The organism is Bacillus sp. Medicinal_06, from assembly GCF_056711665.1.
This window is the reverse complement of sequence record NZ_JBWYHD010000004.1, coordinates 266,266-282,195: the sequence shown is the minus strand read 5'-3', so window position 1 is coordinate 282,195 and position 15,930 is coordinate 266,266. Positions and strand designations below refer to the sequence as shown.

The 15,930-nt window shown below is 34.5% G+C and carries 17 protein-coding genes and 1 pseudogene; 3 read left to right on the top strand and 15 right to left on the bottom strand.

The features are described 5' to 3' along the window. Positions 1 to 167: 167 nt before the first annotated feature. The 4 genes from AC1M36_RS11640 to AC1M36_RS11625 all read right to left on the bottom strand — a co-directional run bounded on the left by AC1M36_RS11640 (position 168) and on the right by AC1M36_RS11625 (position 4,397). Complete coding sequence (locus AC1M36_RS11640) at positions 168 to 1,502, bottom strand: HAMP domain-containing sensor histidine kinase (protein WP_431613081.1); 1,335 nt, start codon at positions 1,500 to 1,502, stop codon at positions 168 to 170. Then, on the bottom strand, positions 1,499 to 2,173 hold the full coding sequence (locus AC1M36_RS11635; RefSeq protein ID WP_336450883.1) for a response regulator transcription factor: 675 nt from the start codon (positions 2,171 to 2,173) through the stop codon (positions 1,499 to 1,501). The genes AC1M36_RS11640 and AC1M36_RS11635 overlap by 4 nt, the downstream gene beginning before the upstream one ends. Before the next feature lie 333 nt (positions 2,174 to 2,506). Continuing rightward, the gene (locus AC1M36_RS11630; protein ID WP_479845889.1) at positions 2,507 to 3,928 is read right to left on the bottom strand and encodes a PH domain-containing protein; all 1,422 of its coding nucleotides are present in this window, start codon (positions 3,926 to 3,928) and stop codon (positions 2,507 to 2,509) included. Continuing rightward, complete coding sequence (locus AC1M36_RS11625) at positions 3,921 to 4,397, bottom strand: PH domain-containing protein (protein ID WP_336450881.1); 477 nt, start codon at positions 4,395 to 4,397, stop codon at positions 3,921 to 3,923. The genes AC1M36_RS11630 and AC1M36_RS11625 overlap by 8 nt, the downstream gene beginning before the upstream one ends. A 273-nt stretch (positions 4,398 to 4,670) precedes the next feature. Here AC1M36_RS11625 and AC1M36_RS11620 point away from each other — a divergent pair, with 273 nt between their 5' ends. Together AC1M36_RS11620 and AC1M36_RS11615 are read left to right on the top strand one after the other, a co-directional pair. Continuing rightward, positions 4,671 to 5,015: a PadR family transcriptional regulator gene (locus AC1M36_RS11620; RefSeq protein WP_336450880.1), complete on the top strand. Its 345-nt coding sequence runs from the start codon at positions 4,671 to 4,673 to the stop codon at positions 5,013 to 5,015. After that, complete coding sequence (locus AC1M36_RS11615; protein WP_431613075.1) at positions 5,002 to 6,000, top strand: HAAS signaling domain-containing protein; 999 nt, start codon at positions 5,002 to 5,004, stop codon at positions 5,998 to 6,000. Before AC1M36_RS11620 ends, AC1M36_RS11615 begins: the two co-directional genes overlap by 14 nt. Positions 6,001 to 6,087: 87 nt before the next feature. On the opposite strand, the pseudogene AC1M36_RS11610 reads toward AC1M36_RS11615, so the two are convergent. Continuing rightward, positions 6,088 to 6,162 (bottom strand): annotated as a pseudogene (locus tag AC1M36_RS11610) (Holliday junction resolvase RecU); the annotation flags it as partial. Positions 6,163 to 6,279: 117 nt separating this feature from the next. Here AC1M36_RS11610 and AC1M36_RS11605 point away from each other — a divergent pair. Then, complete coding sequence (locus tag AC1M36_RS11605) at positions 6,280 to 6,456, top strand: hypothetical protein (protein ID WP_336450878.1); 177 nt, start codon at positions 6,280 to 6,282, stop codon at positions 6,454 to 6,456. Positions 6,457 to 6,872: 416 nt separating this feature from the next. Here AC1M36_RS11605 and AC1M36_RS11600 read toward each other — a convergent pair whose 3' ends face one another. The 10 genes from AC1M36_RS11600 to AC1M36_RS11555 form a co-directional block, all read right to left on the bottom strand. Beyond that, positions 6,873 to 7,259, bottom strand: a complete 387-nt coding sequence (locus AC1M36_RS11600) for a VOC family protein (RefSeq protein ID WP_336450877.1) — start codon at positions 7,257 to 7,259, stop codon at positions 6,873 to 6,875. Between the two features lie 419 nt (positions 7,260 to 7,678). Further along, positions 7,679 to 9,127 (bottom strand): transglutaminase domain-containing protein, encoded by a 1,449-nt coding sequence (locus AC1M36_RS11595; protein ID WP_336450876.1) that lies wholly within the window; start codon positions 9,125 to 9,127, stop codon positions 7,679 to 7,681. Between the two features lie 296 nt (positions 9,128 to 9,423). Beyond that, the gene (locus tag AC1M36_RS11590; RefSeq protein WP_431613074.1) at positions 9,424 to 9,882 is read right to left on the bottom strand and encodes a hypothetical protein; all 459 of its coding nucleotides are present in this window, start codon (positions 9,880 to 9,882) and stop codon (positions 9,424 to 9,426) included. A 182-nt stretch (positions 9,883 to 10,064) separates the two neighbouring features. Beyond that, positions 10,065 to 11,474 carry a PH domain-containing protein gene (locus AC1M36_RS11585; protein WP_431613073.1) on the bottom strand — a complete coding sequence of 470 codons (1,410 nt, stop codon included), beginning with the start codon at positions 11,472 to 11,474 and terminating at the stop codon, positions 10,065 to 10,067. Continuing rightward, the gene (locus tag AC1M36_RS11580; protein WP_336450873.1) at positions 11,467 to 11,943 is read right to left on the bottom strand and encodes a PH domain-containing protein; all 477 of its coding nucleotides are present in this window, start codon (positions 11,941 to 11,943) and stop codon (positions 11,467 to 11,469) included. Before AC1M36_RS11580 ends, AC1M36_RS11585 begins: the two co-directional genes overlap by 8 nt. Before the next feature lie 87 nt (positions 11,944 to 12,030). Then, a complete protein-coding gene (locus AC1M36_RS11575) occupies positions 12,031 to 12,213 on the bottom strand; it encodes a hypothetical protein (RefSeq protein WP_336450872.1) in 183 nt (60 codons plus the stop codon). Between the two features lie 186 nt (positions 12,214 to 12,399). Further along, positions 12,400 to 12,981, bottom strand: a complete 582-nt coding sequence (locus AC1M36_RS11570; RefSeq protein ID WP_336450871.1) for a TetR/AcrR family transcriptional regulator — start codon at positions 12,979 to 12,981, stop codon at positions 12,400 to 12,402. Positions 12,982 to 13,112: 131 nt separating this feature from the next. Beyond that, positions 13,113 to 14,114 (bottom strand): sensor histidine kinase, encoded by a 1,002-nt coding sequence (locus tag AC1M36_RS11565; RefSeq protein ID WP_336450870.1) that lies wholly within the window; start codon positions 14,112 to 14,114, stop codon positions 13,113 to 13,115. Then, the gene (locus AC1M36_RS11560) at positions 14,111 to 14,782 is read right to left on the bottom strand and encodes a response regulator transcription factor (RefSeq protein ID WP_431613072.1); all 672 of its coding nucleotides are present in this window, start codon (positions 14,780 to 14,782) and stop codon (positions 14,111 to 14,113) included. The genes AC1M36_RS11565 and AC1M36_RS11560 overlap by 4 nt, the downstream gene beginning before the upstream one ends. A 34-nt stretch (positions 14,783 to 14,816) precedes the next feature. Continuing rightward, positions 14,817 to 15,803 carry an alpha/beta fold hydrolase gene (locus tag AC1M36_RS11555; protein ID WP_431613071.1) on the bottom strand — a complete coding sequence of 329 codons (987 nt, stop codon included), beginning with the start codon at positions 15,801 to 15,803 and terminating at the stop codon, positions 14,817 to 14,819. Positions 15,804 to 15,930 lie beyond the last annotated feature (127 nt).

The window sequence follows — 15,930 nt, the reverse complement described above, 5'->3', positions numbered from 1 at the left end:
CCCTTTCCTATTATTTTCTTGAAACTGATCTACTCTTTTATACACATGCATCCAAGTTTGCCACTAACCTTACTCACAGGCTATTTCCTTTTTTAGCTACCATAAAAATCACCTCGATATCCATTGTATTGAGCGAATGGAAAATCGAGGTGACCTCAAGTTTAAATCTAGTTTAATTTTTTCCTTAAATAATGCCATGTACCTTTCGGTGAACTGGATACCTCCCAAAAAATATCCATTTCCTTGGTCATGAGCGAAACGATAGATAGCCCGATGCCCGCTCCTTTTGCTTCTGAACGGTGCTCCATTCCCCGCCCTTTATCTCTGATGACCAAAAATAAGTCGCTGTCACGATCAATTGTTTCTACACAAATATATCCGCCAGAATTAGCATGCCTAATGACATTTTGAAACAGGTTATCCAATATACTGCGCAGCCAGAGAGGATCCACCTGCCAAATCAATGAACAGTCAGCCAAATGAACATCCACTTCAAAACCTTCTTTCTCAAAAACCGGATACCACTCGGCGACAGCATTACGTAGCTCTTCAATCACATCTATGTTTGTCTTCTCTAATGGATACTTTCCAGCTGAAAGCAATGTGTAAGTAAGAAGATTTTCAAGTAATTTTCCAACATCGTTCAGTTTGTTGACGATAATTTGTACCGATGCGGTTGCTTTTAAGGACGAAGGGTTATTCTGAATGGAGTAGGCATGCTGTCTAATAACGGTTAAAGGCGTCCGTAAATCGTGGGAGATATTCGCAATCAATTGTTTTCGTAGATACTCTTCTTCCTTCTCGCGCTTCCGACTGTCTTTTAACTGATTAATCATTCTGTTGAAGGCTTTTTCCAATTGTCCAATCTCATCACTGTTATTGACTATAACCTTATCAGGTATTCCATCATTTACGGTATCTGACATTGCGCTTTGAAGTTGTATAAGTCTTTTGCGAATACTTAAGAAAAATAACAAAGATACCACTACAATCGAAACACCTACGACAAAAATAATAAGGATTAAAAAGAGATCTCCATTTACTGGCTGAATCGCAAGCGTCGTAATAGATTTTGGGATCTGAAATATCATAAATCCTTGTTCACCATCTTTACCAATGGTAGCTGTCACAGTGAATGTATCTTGTTGCTTTTTCCTATCGAGATAGTTGATAAGGCTCAAAGGTGTCCATTGATCGGGAATGTCTACGATACGCTGATTGATCACATGGGCTTTCCCTGCTTTGTTGACCCAAAACAGCTCAGCTTTCGGATAATGTCCTTGGATCTTACCGAGTTTTTCATTGATTGTATTCTCATTAGCTTCATGTAGTTGTTCAGCTTCATATTTCCACATTTTCTCTATTTCCAGCGGCTCATATATCGCATCTTGTTTAAGCAAAATGTCAGGTAAATAATAGATCGCTGGCAAAATAGGCCACATGAGTAAAGAGGCAAGGATCAATAACAAATATTTGGTAACGAGTGATTTTCGAATATTCATAACTTCAACCGATACCCGATGCCGCGAATCGTCTCGATAATCTGCGGATGACTGGGGTCAATCTCTATTTTTTCACGCAAATGACGAATGTGGACCATAAGGGTCCGATCCCCTTTTATATAGGAATCTTCCCACACAGCTTCATATATTTGCTTTTGAGTCAAAATCTGATTTGGGTGATTGAGAAGAAACATAAAGATATGAAACTGTTTACCAGTTAAGACAATCTCTTTATTCGTTTGTGAACTTAAAATACGGTTGGCTTTCCGGTCAATACTTAAATGGTTCAACTGGATATGATCCGTGGAAACCACACCGAGTCGCCTTAAGAGAACATGAATGCGGGCCTCGAGTTCATCAGGATGGTACGGCTTCGTCATATAATCATCTGCAAAAGCAAGCCCTTGCAGTTTATCTTCTATTGAAGCTCTCGCTGTGAGCATCATAATTGGTATTTCAGGAAACTTTCGCTTCATTCGCTGCCCAACTGTATAACCATCGAGCCCCGGAAGCATAATGTCCATAATAACAACGTCCGTTTGTTCCATGTAATCAAATGCATGATGGCCAGACTTCAACCAAATTACTTTATATCCCCGTTCAGTAAAAAACTCACTTACCCATAATCCAATTTCTTCATCATCTTCTATATGTAAAATTGTTAATCCCATCACACTTCTCTCCTCTACAATGAATCTTCACACATTTATTTAAGTTCTCTAACCACAAAATATGCTTATAAGTGTCCATTTTTAACTAAATAAAGTGAAACTTTAATCAGCGAGGTGCTTTCACCAATCAGGCTTTTACGGACAGTTCATGCAGGGAAAGTGTTGTTTTCTATCATTAATATTTGATTATCTTTGATGATAACTGCCTGCACTGAGCTTCTAATATTCACCTATCTCTCCCATTCTTAATTTAAGAGTGACCATAGCATAAAAAAAACCGCATAATAGAACTTTAGAATTATCTACTATCCGGGTTACATACCTAACTTTCTTTTATTTTTTCTTATACCACTCATGCATAAAAGCTACATCCTCTTCACACACATGCTTCAATTCATAATGACGCCCCATGGCGCTGCAAGCTACCACTACAATATATGTATACAACCGATCTCCCCGCTGAAAATACGATTGCGATTTTGTCATTGCTTGTACATGTCTTCTTTTCACAAAACCTGTATACTTCGCAATCCCCCTGTGCACAAGCGTTACCTGATCACCTGTTATCGCATAGCCACCCGTTTTATACTTGGCATATCCAAGAATCGTAAAGAATAAAAATAATGGCACTAAGGTAAATAAAGCACTATATTGCTCAAAATACACACTTGCTCCTATAATCGGTGCCGCAATAGCCCCCAAAATCATCCACCCCATAATCAGATAACGGCTTAGCGCTGCTTTTGGCAAATGTACAATTTCCTCTTCCATGTCATACGGCAACTTTAAATATGTCAACAACTCTTGTACATCCTTTTTCTTCATGAGCGGATGCAATATGACATGCATATCCTTTGTATCTATGCTTTGAATCACTTCTACTTCAAGAGAACAATATCCAAAAGGTTGACGAAGAATTCCTTCTTTCATTGTTAGCGCTTGAATTCGGTGCAGTTTTAAAACCATTTCTTTCTTCTCAAACAGCCCTTGTGAAATACGAATTTCATTTCCGTTTCGCTGCACGGTAAAATTCGCATGTTTTAAAGCATAGCCGATTGTAGAAATGACCCATGAGATGACGATTAAAATAGCACCCATGTATAACAACTCATATACACTATTGTCCTTCACATACGATTCTATCTTATCTATTAACCACTTAGGAAGAACGTTATCAAACTGTGTATAGAGGAAAAACAACCCTGAAAATAATAAGCCAAACTGACCAGATGTAAGAGACGCTAGCAAAATTTCTTTCGCTGTTAGCTGATAAATCGCTGTGTTTGTTTCTTGTGGCAAGCTCTCCTCTTCTTTTAAAGGTTCCTCAGCTTCTACTTTATTTAATAAGGCGATTAATTCTTTTGCCTCTTCTTCCTTAATACCAGCTAACGTGACCTCTGGCTCACTGCCGCCACCAGCCGTTTCAATTTTGAGTTTCGTCAATTCAAAAAGCTGATAGATGATATTGGAAGCTGTGCTAATGGTTTGCACACGCTCTTTATTTAAATAGCTTTCCTTTTTAACAAATACTCCTTGTTTTATATGTAAAATATTATTTTCAATCCAATATACTTTAAAGTACCATTTCACACATGAAAATAAGGCTAAAATTAACACAAATCCTACAATAAAAATAGGAAACCAATACCAAGGCTCTACCCCATCTTCATCAAGCAGCACAATGATAATAAGAGGAATTAAACTAGAAATTCTTATATCAAATAAGATCGTAATCGGATGTTGCCTCTTATACATCCTCATCACTCACTTTCGCCAGTTCCCCAATTCTTCGTTTTAACTCTTCTGCTTCTCTCTTTGTTAAACCTGGGATACTATGAGCAGTCGCTGCCGTTGAAATTTGCAATTCTGCTAGCTCATATTTCCTCATAATTGGCCCTTGCTCAATTGTTACGTGCTGTACGCGAATCATCGGAACGAGCACACGCTTTACAACAAACATCCCTTTTTGAATTTCAATCTCTTCTTCATCTAACCGGTAGCTATAATAACGCTGACGCAGTGCCGGAAAGGTAAAATAATCGAGCGGTGCATATACAATCGTTACGGTAACCAATACACCAAACAACCAGCCCCACCAATGAAATTGAATCATAAAAAAGAGATATGCTAAAACAATACTTACCAGTACCCCTGCCTCAATCAAAGCATGAATCCTCCATACCTTGAGCATATTCGGATGAATTTCATTTTCTAGTGGCTGCATGTAATCACTCCAAATTAAAAAATCTATGAAATATGTATATTATTTCCCCTTAATTGTAATATGTCACAATCACACAAAACAAGGTAAAACAAACATTTTATGTAAATTTATAGATTGTTATTTTTCTTAGTATGTAGAATACAACGATGTCGCTCAGAGAATATGTATTTCGCACTAAATTATTTTTTACATTGATGTTGGAACAATAATGGTGTGTGACGCATAGTATAAAACAGATACTGTATAACATACACCAAGAAAAGAGGTGGATGAATGAATACTTTATTGAGTTCATTAACGACAGAGCTTAGAAGAGGAACTTTGACGTTAGCTGTTTTAAGTCAATTACAAAAACCCCAGTACGGATATTCACTTGTTCAATTGTTAGAACAGTCAGGTATTCATATTGATCAAAGTACTTTATATCCATTGCTACGGCGCTTAGAAAAACAAGAATTAGTAACAAGTAGCTGGGATACCTCTGAAAGTAGGCCGCGTAAGTACTATGTTCTAAGTGAATATGGTTTAGAAATTTTTTTACAGTTAAAAAAGGAATGGATGGACAATTCTAAAAAACTCTTAAAGGTGTTAAAGGAGGAAGATGATGAATCTAATTGAGATTTATATACAAGAAGTGACTCGAAGACTGCCTGAAGAAAGTCGTGAAGATATCGCTCTCGAGTTAAAATCAACTATTGAAGATATGTTACTTGATGATTACAGTGAAGAAAATATAAAAGTGGTCCTTGAAACATTAGGGAGTCCCGCTATATTAGCTAGTAAATACCGCGATCGACCAATGCATCTGATTGGCCCTCACTATTTTGAAGCATATGTCACGTTATTAAAAATGATTGTACCAATTGCTGCTACTATTGCTCTAATTTCGCTCATTGCCGAGTATTTTGTAGGGTATCGTGGGGAAGAAGCAGTAATAAATGTAGTTTTAGATATTATTAGTTTTGGTATATGGAAAATCATTGAGGTAGGTATGCAGGTCTTTTTCTGGCTTACACTTGTTTTCGCGCTTATAGAACGGGTCGATCATTCAAAAACAAGTCACGCATTCACAACAAGGATTACAAAATGGACTGCGGACAATTTGAAAAATATATCTTATATTCCTAAGAAAAAAGCTATTACGAAATGTGAAGTATTTGGAAGTTTATTATGGACTGCTATTTGGGCAACCGTTTATTTTTACGCAAATCAGCTTGTAGGCATGTATAGAGGTAGTACAAATGGACTCGACTTTGTAACCTCAGCTTTTAATCAGGATGTATTGCTTCAATATTGGCCACTCGTTCTTGTTGTGATCGTTTTGGAAATCGCATTGTCTATTTATAAATTAATGAAGAGGCAATGGACAAAAGGAATCGCAATATTTAATACCGCTCTCCAGCTTATTGGAACCATTATATTCATTGTAATCGTGGCGAATCCAAGTGTATGGAATCAAGATTTTTTTACGTATACAGCAGATTTGTTTCATATTACTGCTAAACAATTTGAATCGCGGATAATTGGCGGCGCAATTTTCATCTTTCTATTATCTGCGGCAATCAATGTATTTGATGGTATCCGCAAGGCTAAAATTCGTTAATTAATATTTGCCTATTCATATAATGGGGCTTAGTTCAACAAGCCCCTCCTTGAAAAGTCGGATCCTTAGTTTATAGGTGAAGTGCCTCCCCTCTCTTTGGTACATTTCATTAGACAGATTAATAAGCATTTCAAATGCCAGTCCTCGGCTTCTTAAGCCCATTGTTATTCCACGCTTTCTATTTTATTTTGTTTAAATTCTGATAAGACACTTCTTAAATTCCATCACGTTGGAAATAACTATATAACAAAACTCATTAAAATATTAGGAGTGCTATAAATGGCTGATATAATCCGTCTCTTTATTATCATGCTCATTGCAATTTATTTATTTTTCTCTGTCATGATGGAATTTAAAAATCCACAAAAAAGTATGTTCTGGTTCTCACTTGAAGTCTTGTTTTTTCTGGGAATGGTACTGTTAATAAAAGAATTTTTCATCAAATATATAATATAAATTTCTCTCTTCTCCATCTCGATAAAACTAAATATTCCGTTAATAACACAAATACCCCATTTCTTCCCTTACCAACAAAAGAGCAGGTATACCCATTTCCCTAGGAAACTAGGGCTTTATTTTTCCACAAAATGAATTTTTATTAAAATTCATTTTCTTTATTTCTCAATATACAAAACCTAGAATTCTCATTAATAATCGTGTATTATTTTAACTAAAGAGTAGAGTAAGAACTATTCTTTGCCATCGTGGAGAGGACCTGCTATTCTTAGCTGGTCCTCTTTTCATAGAATTGAAACCGTACTGAATATATGCATCTCCCACTTCAAACACAAGTAGCACAGTTCAAATAAATTGAACTGTGCTACTAAGATTATTTAATATCGTTTAACCTAACCCCATTTTGACAAATCAAATTACAGCATTTTATATATTTCAATTAAATTATCGTCAGGGTCCCGAAAATGCGCAACACGCGCTCGCCATTCTTTACGATCATGCGGTTCATTAACAAATTCAATTCCTTTTTCTCTTAAACGGTTATACGTTTTATCGACATCTTCAACTTCACATTGCAACAAAAATTTTGATTGATGCTCAGCTTCTAAAGGTTTATTTCTTTCTCTGACCAATTCGGTCATCACTTTTCGAGATACAAGTTCAATTTTCGTTTCCCCATTATTGAAAAGAGCATATTCCATATTTTCCTCGTACCAACTCACTGGAAATTCCAATATATCTCTGTAAAACATGGCACTTTTCTTAAAATCTTTGACCAAAAGTCTTATTTGCAACAACTTCAAATCAATCATCTCCTGAAAAATATTATCGAAGAGCCAATACCGTCGTCATTCATTGAACATTTCGTTACTGATTCCAATATTCCTTTATGTTTTATTTGTTATTCTCATAACAAATAAAACATAAAGGATTATCGTTCAACACTTTCTATCGTGATACAGAAAGAATAGTGTTTTTTGTTTTTGGAGTAATGATTTGACTTCTTAATTGCAGCTCCAACAGCCGCTACTATCGTAAAAACTGAATCACTATATATTTTATATTTAGCTAGTTTTATTGGTAAGAATATTTATTTGGGTTTTGCAACACCCTCTACGTGAATACATGTACTCTTTCATACGGATATTCCTTATCTTTACAGGTTCATACTATCCGTATGTCTAAGCACGTGTTTTAAAGCGTTTGTATCAAAACTTAAACTTTAATGTTTAATAACTTTTAAAATCTCCTGATATTTCCCTGATTTAGGGCTACCCGACTGGATTTTACTTGCCAATTCATTCGCATAGTTTGTTTTTGCTACCGCAAATTTATTACGATCCCATTGATGATTTCTAGCGATTTGTTCATCAGACAAGTTATAGTATGAATACACCACTCGTCCTTGTACATCAGGAATTGGATCATCAAAAGTTGTATCAAGATGGTACCATTTCCCTTCAATTTTCACTTGATTCCAAGCATGTGGTTGTCCATTTCCAGTTCCTGTTACAATATGATTTTCTATTCCAGCCTCTTTTAACAATTGATACGTTAATAATGCATATCCTTGACAAACCGCAGAGCGGTTCGCTAAAGCTTCATACGCTGTATAAGCTTGAAAAGAAGTATCATAAGAAACGTGTTTTACGACATAATCATGAATTGCTTTTACTTTTTCGTGTTCATCCATGCCAGCTTTGATAATGGACTTGACGATTGATTTCGCTTGTGCCTTTACATAATTCGTTTGTTCTTTGGATTCACGGTATGTAATCTGTACTGTAAACGTATAATTCCCTGGGATACCACGAACATAATATTGCGCACGCGCAATATTATAATTCAAGTATTCGTTAGATTCGACTGCCTTATCGTATTCTTTAATAAGTGCATCCATAACCTCATTAATATTAGAGTTTTTGGATTTGTATGTCATCGTTATATTTTCTTCTTGATTATTAATATGAGTTTTTATTTCATTTTGAAATGCGTCTAATAGTCGCCCGTCAGGTCGTGAACTATTATTTACAGATGTAGCATTTGGGTTCCAAACACCATTACTTTCCAAATAGTATTTTTTACCATTATCTTGAATCCAACCTGTTTGCATTGCTCCACTTCCGTTAAAGTAGTACCATGCTCCATTTACCTGCTGCCAGCCTGTTTGCATCGCTCCACTTCCGTTAAAGTAGTACCATGCTCCGTTTACTTGCTGCCAGCCTGTTTGCATCGCTCCACTTCCGTTAAAGTAGTACCATGCTCCATTTACCTGCTGCCAGCCTGTTTGCATCGCTCCACTTCCGTTAAAGTAGTACCATGCTCCATTTACCTGCTGCCAGCCTGTTTGCATCGCTCCACTTCCGTTAAAGTAATACCATGCTCCGTTTACCTGCTGCCAGCCTGTTTGCATTGCTCCGCTTCCGTTAAAGTAGTACCATGCTCCGCTTACCTGCTGCCAGCCTGTTTGCATTGCTCCGCTTCCACCAAAGTAGTACCACACTCCATTTACCTGTTGCCAGCCTGTTTGTTTCACGCCGTTTCCATTATAGTAATTCCATACTGATCCAGTTTGTTTCCAACCTGTATCAGCGCTTGCATAAGTAGCTACTGTTGATCCCATAACTGTTAGACCAACTGCCATAGCTAAAGCTTTTATATTCTGTTTCATAAATCTAGTATTCCCCTTCTCTTGACCTATTTATCTATCAAGCATTCACATCGAGGGCGCTGCAAAACTAAAATAAATACTCAATATGATACGGAGATTTACTCGTTGCAAATAACAAGTTAAAAGGTATTCTGCTTATGAAACATCTTAATTAAGATTAGAAATATACAATTATGATATTATAGCAAAAATTCCAACTTATTTTTATGTAATATTACATAAAAATAAGTTGGAATAAAAGTAATCATTCTATTCACGCCTATATTTACAAACTAACACTCTAAATACAATTGTTTCTATAAAAAATATTTATAATAATAACAAACATTAACAATAATCCCAATTACAGAAAAACCTAAACTCGCCAAATTGAATGCAGAAAAATTCATCCGATATGGGGTCACTTCACCTAATTCTACTCCTCCACTAAAATGCTTGTCAGTTACTCTAGCAATATTTTGCCTGTAGTGAATAGAATAAGGTACTAACCATACATAGCATAATAGGACAAGGCTTCCCACAAACAACGCATCAAGAAACGAAATACTCCAATTGAATGAAATGATACATATAATCATAAGTTCGATTAGCATCACAAATACCATTTGCATTAAATTTTTAGCTTTTTTAGAAACACCTTTCAATAGAGTTTCATTCAAAAACCTCTCTATTTTTGTCCATGTAATACTAAGTAAAACAATCAATCCAATTAATAGAAAATTCAATACCACTTTCAATACAACAAAAATAAGCATAATGATATCACCCCAATTCTCTTCATCCTATCTCGTTTTACTAAATTATCCCATATCATTATAATAATCACAATCAAATAAATGAATATTCTGATTTATATAGTTATCAAATCAATCATTTACCAAGCAAAACCAAAAGTAGCACAGACAAAAAATCGTCTGTGCTACTTTTCCCTTGTATCCTATTTATTCTTATACCAATCCACCATACGCTCTGCATCTTCTAAACGCGTATGCTCTAATTTATAATTTGTGGATGCACTAGAGAACGTCTGCGAACATAAATGAGCTTCCCGCTGAAAATAAGACTGCGTTTTCTCGATTGACTGTACATGTCTTCTTCGTACTAATCCTGTATATTTAGCAATATTACGATACACAAGCGTTAACTGTTCCTCTTCTACCCTGTAACCACCTGCACGGAATGTCGCATAACCAAGTGACATCAGTAGTACAAACAAAGGTAACAGTGTCCAAATCATAAAGTATTTTTCAAAATATATACTTGCGCCCGTAATCGGAACTGCTAATATACAAAAGAAAAGAAAACCATCTAACAAATAGCGGCGCAGTGCCGTTTTTGGCAAGGCTGTAATATTAGAGTTTAGTTCATATGGCAACTGCAGGTGAGCAAGCAATTCTGCGACGCGATCTTTTCGAATAACCGGGTGGAGTGTAACATTCTCCTCACCTTTTTCATTGTTTTGAATGACTTCCACATGAACAGAACAGTAACCAAATGGTTGACGGAATATCCCTTCTTTTATCGTAATCCCTTGAATACGATGCAATTTTAACACAAGTTCTTTTCTTTCTAGAAGCCCTTGTGAAATGCGAACTTCATCATTTTTCCGATGCACGGTAAAATTCGCATGCTTTAAAGCGTAACCTATCGTGGAGACGATCCAAGAAACAACAAGTAATATCGCAACCATATAAATCCAACCAAAAACATCATTATCCATTACATATGTTTCTACCCTTTTTTCAACCCATTTTGGGATATATTCATCTACTTGGGAATAAACAAAGAACAATAGAGAAAATAACAAACCAAATTGCCCAGATGTCACAGAAGCTAATAAAATCTCTTTCCAAGTCAACTTATATTCCGTTTTATTTTCCTCTTCCACATGAATTTGTGAAGGGTTCTCTTCTATTTCTATAGGACCTTCTGCCGGTTCATTTAACATCGCAATTAATGTTTTTGCCTCATCAGTTGTAATACCAGCTAAACTTACTTCAGGCTCGTCACCACCGCCAGCTGTTTCAATTTTTAGCTTTGTTAAACCTAATACTTGATACAATATACTTGAACTTGTATTAATCGTCTGAACACGTTCTTTATTCAAATAGCTTTCTTTTTTCACAAACAATCCTTGTTTAATGTGCAGCACATCATTTTCGATCCAGTATACTTTATAGTACCAATTCACAATAACTGAGATAATAGAAATCCCTAAAAAGCCTAACGGCACTAAATACCAAAACGGGAATTTCCCTTTTAAACTAAACAGAAAAATAATAAATGGTATAAAGTCTTTTATTTTTAATTCCAATAACATCGTGATCGGATGCTGCCTCTTATACATCCTCATCACTCACCTTCGCAAGTTCTCCAATTTGACGCTTCAACTGTTCCGCTTCTCTCATCTTTAAACCTGGAATACTATGAGAAGTAGCTGCTGTTGAAATTTGTAATTCTGCTAGACCATGTTTTCTCATAATTGGTCCTTGTTCAATTGTAACGTGTTGTACACGAATCATTGGAACTAATACACGCTTAACTGTAAACATACCGTGCTGAATTTCTAATTCTTCATCATTTAACCGATAGCTATAGTAACGCTGACGTATTTTCGGAAAGATAAAATAGTCAAACGGTGTATACACAACCGTCAATCCAATAAGAACATACAAGATCCAAGCCCACCAATTGAACTTAATCATGAAAAAGAGATAAGCAAGGATGACTAATATACTTATACCTAGCTCAATTAAAACACGAGCTTTCCAAACTTTGACCATATCAGGATGAATTTCATTTTCCAATGGCTGCATCTAATCACTCCAAATCTAAAAATCGAATATACAAATTATCTTACTCTATAAGTTTACAAAACTTTACAGGAAAAGAGAAACATTCCTTTACATTTCTTTCTTTTTATCCTCTTTCTTCTCTGGGATGAAATAACCGAACCAAATAAACCAAATGAGTCCAATCAATGACGTCCAATCCTTCTCGCCTTGAAACGCATCAATTACATTCGGCAGTTTATACACTCCAATGAACCCAAGAAAACCAAGCCACCAATCTTTTCGAAATTTCATATTTCTCGCTCCTCTCTACCAATTCATTGATTTCCGAGCATCCACATCGCGACTTCGAAAACAAAAGAGATCTCCTTCTGTTCTCACTCAGCATGGGGTCAAAAAGGGCTCTGACCGCTTCTAGCCATGGGCGGATCCTCTCTTCCCCCTAAAAAGAAAGCTTTTTATCAGTTTTTCAATTTGTGCTTATCTACTTACTCGCACACTTTTCACACTCTCAGTCCAAATATCTTTATAATTTAATTTGAATCCCATTAACATCGAATTGCTCATATTATCAATCACTAATGCTAACATATGGGCCTTCTCTTCCGTTTTTTCTTTTGAAACAACGCCTAAGTCTGCACCTTTCTTTAGTAAATCTGCAAAACCGTTTAAGAAATCTTCCTGCACTTCAAATAATCTCTTCTGATACTTTTCATTTCGTACTGCGGTTAAAATAAATTCATTTAGCACGCGGAGTGTCCCTGGATCTTCTTCGTATTCTGATAACATATGCAGACCATCTTCTATTAATCGCTCTTCAAAATTCTTCTTTGTGTACTGCTCTTTTGCAAAGTACGCTGAGAAATAATAATCTGCAAAAATTGCTTCAAATAAAAAATCAATTAACGCTTCTTTAGATGGAAAATGATAATAAATAGCTGGTTTTGATATTCCAACTTCCTTTGCAATCATAGACAGGCTCATCTTTTCAATGCCCTGCTCTGCCAGCAGTTTAAAAGCTGCTTCTACTATATTTTTTGATGTTTGTAAATTTTTTGCCATAGCTACTCCTTTTTTACTTAACGGTCGGTAAGTAAATTATAAAATAAAAAAATAGACTTTGCAACGAAAGAACAGCTTTCACAAAATGCGAAAGCTTTCTTCATGTAGATTCGAAATAATATTGTTAAACTCTATATATTTTTCTCACTTGTTGTAAAACAAAATATAGTCCCGTCTTCACTTGATTGTAACGTATATTTTATATCGAGCATTCTAGATATATCTTGAATGATTTTTAACCCTAGCCCTGCACTTTTCTCATTCATATCGAAACCAATTCCATTATCCCTAATAGAAACAACATGATTTTCAATGGTTATCTCAAGTTTTTTAGCTTTTGAATGATTTAACGTGTTCTGAAAAATGTTATCAAATAACCTTTGAATCCATAAATCGTTACTCGTCCATATTAAATCGTTATTTATTGGATTATATATTAATTCAATATCATGAATACTGTACAAATAGTCCCACTTTTTAACCATCGCTTCTAATAAATGATGTATATTCACCTCATGATTTACAACATAAGAACTCTCTAATTTATCAGTAGATTGTAAGTTAAATTCATTGGTTAATTCAGCAATATACTGTATTTGTTGATATAATGACTCTAGTATTGGCGATTGATCATGATATTGACCTTCTAAATAGAATAATTGTAACCTAACAGCTGTTAAAGGTGTATTAATATCATGTCTTAATTTATTTAAAAGTTCCTTTTTTATTTCCTCTTGTTGTTTAAGTTCTAATTCTCGATATGTAGTTCTTTCAATTAATAAATTTACCGACCTAATGAGTTCCCCTATTTCATCGTTGTTTTTAACATCTAATTTATTCGGAATTTTTTCATCACTGGCTAAATTTCGAATGGTTTTATTCAATATATTTATTTTATTTAATAGTGAATGAATGGATTTCGAAAATAAAACGGCTAACAATAATAGTGATAAAAAAAATACGACAAGCATTGTAGGATATGCAAAAGATTCATGAAAAGGAATGTCATTATTTTTCGTTTTAAAAGCAATATTATAAATGACTGACATCAAGATACTAATCAATAGTAATAAAAATGGTACGCTTATAACAGCTGAGAACAACAAAAACTGGTATTTTTTCTTTAATTTCATTTCTTTATATAGGTATTTAATCTATACCCTTCTCCATATATATTTTGAATAATTTCACCTGTGTTATCATTAATCTTTGTTCTTATTTTTTTTATGTGCACATTCACGATATTTTGATTCCGATCTTCAAGTTGCCATAAATAATCAAAGAAATGTTCTTTGGTCAAAATACGATCCCTATTTTCATATAAATAGAAAAATATTTTACGCTCAATCGCAGTAAAAGCAACTTCATGATGCAAGTTATGATTGAAAACTTTTTTATGCTCAGAATCAATATATAAATGTTTGATTTGTGTAAAAGTACCATATCGATTATCTAGCATTTTCTGCATTCTTAATAATAGTTCTCTAGGGTCAAATGGTTTTATCATATAATCCTCTCCAATTGTCAAACCTTGAAGTTTGCTGTCCATATCACTTCGAGCGGATAAAAAAATAATTGGAATATTTAATCCCAGATTCTTTATTTTCTTTGTAATTTGATAGCCATCTTCACCTGGCAACATAATATCCATTATGACTAAATCTATCTCATGGATGATATCAATAACTTCTTTCCCATCTTTCTTCCAACATACATTATACCCTTCGCGTCGCAAAATTTTTTGTAATACATCTCCAATCATTAAATCGTCTTCAACAATTAAAATTTTATATCCATTCATCACATAGACCTTTCATTTTTAAAATAAAAATCTCTTAATTTTTTTCTACTTTTTTATTGATAAAATCCATAGCAAGCTTATATATCTCATCAGGCTCGTATAAATAAATGCTGTGCGTACCTTGAATTTTCATTACATCTGCGATTAATAATTGGCCTGCAAACTCCTCATAATCCTTGTTTTTTTGTTTTGTATATTTCGAATTTTTATTTTGCTCAGCGATCGCATCTAAAAATAAAATAGGTGTTTCTTTTGGTAACGGTAGGTTAACTGATTTTTTACCATTATTGTAGCTCTGTAAAAACTCTTGCTCCATATCATCATTAAAAAATTGTTTATATGATAGCGCTTTATATATTTCTTTTTCATGTTCAGTTAAAAAAGATTGCCGAATCACTTCGGGATTATAAGTAACAGAAGGAATAAGACGGTGTACACCTAGTTTCGTTAAAATATTTATTCCTCTTATTTTTAATGAATCCACTAGCCCCGTTTTATGAATTACGTACTGCTTAGGTAAACCAATATCTACAGCAATAATTCCTTTTACTTCATTTGGGTATTTTTGTGCCCAGTAAATCGCTTCGATACCTGAGATAGAGTGTGGCACTAATATATACGGAGGTTTATTTCCACTTTGTATGAGCGCTTTTCTACTTTGTTCTAATATTGTATCAATATCTCTGTCATCGTGAGAAACATCACTGTATCCATAACCAGCTCTTTCAATAACAGCAATTTTGTTTTCTTTTGAAAACTTACTATATAGTCCCTTTAATTCATAAACAGGAGCAGCTATCCCAGATCCAGACATAAATACATATGTATCCTCACCGCTGCCTTCACTATATACATTCATTTTTTTAGGATTCAAATTAACGAATGTTCCCTTATTTTTTATGAATGCTGATTCCTTACTTAATTGATAGTTATGGTATAGAAAAACAGATACTGACACAAGTAAGATAACCCCAATACATATAACAAATAGACGCTTTAACACTTTACATAATTGTCTCATAGAATTCTCCTTTCAAGCTATATTGAAAGGATACGATACAAAAATAAATTTCTAATAAATTTTTATAGATAGAAATCATTTGTTCAGTTTGAATGATTGAGATAATACTCTTTTAAACGAAAGCCTC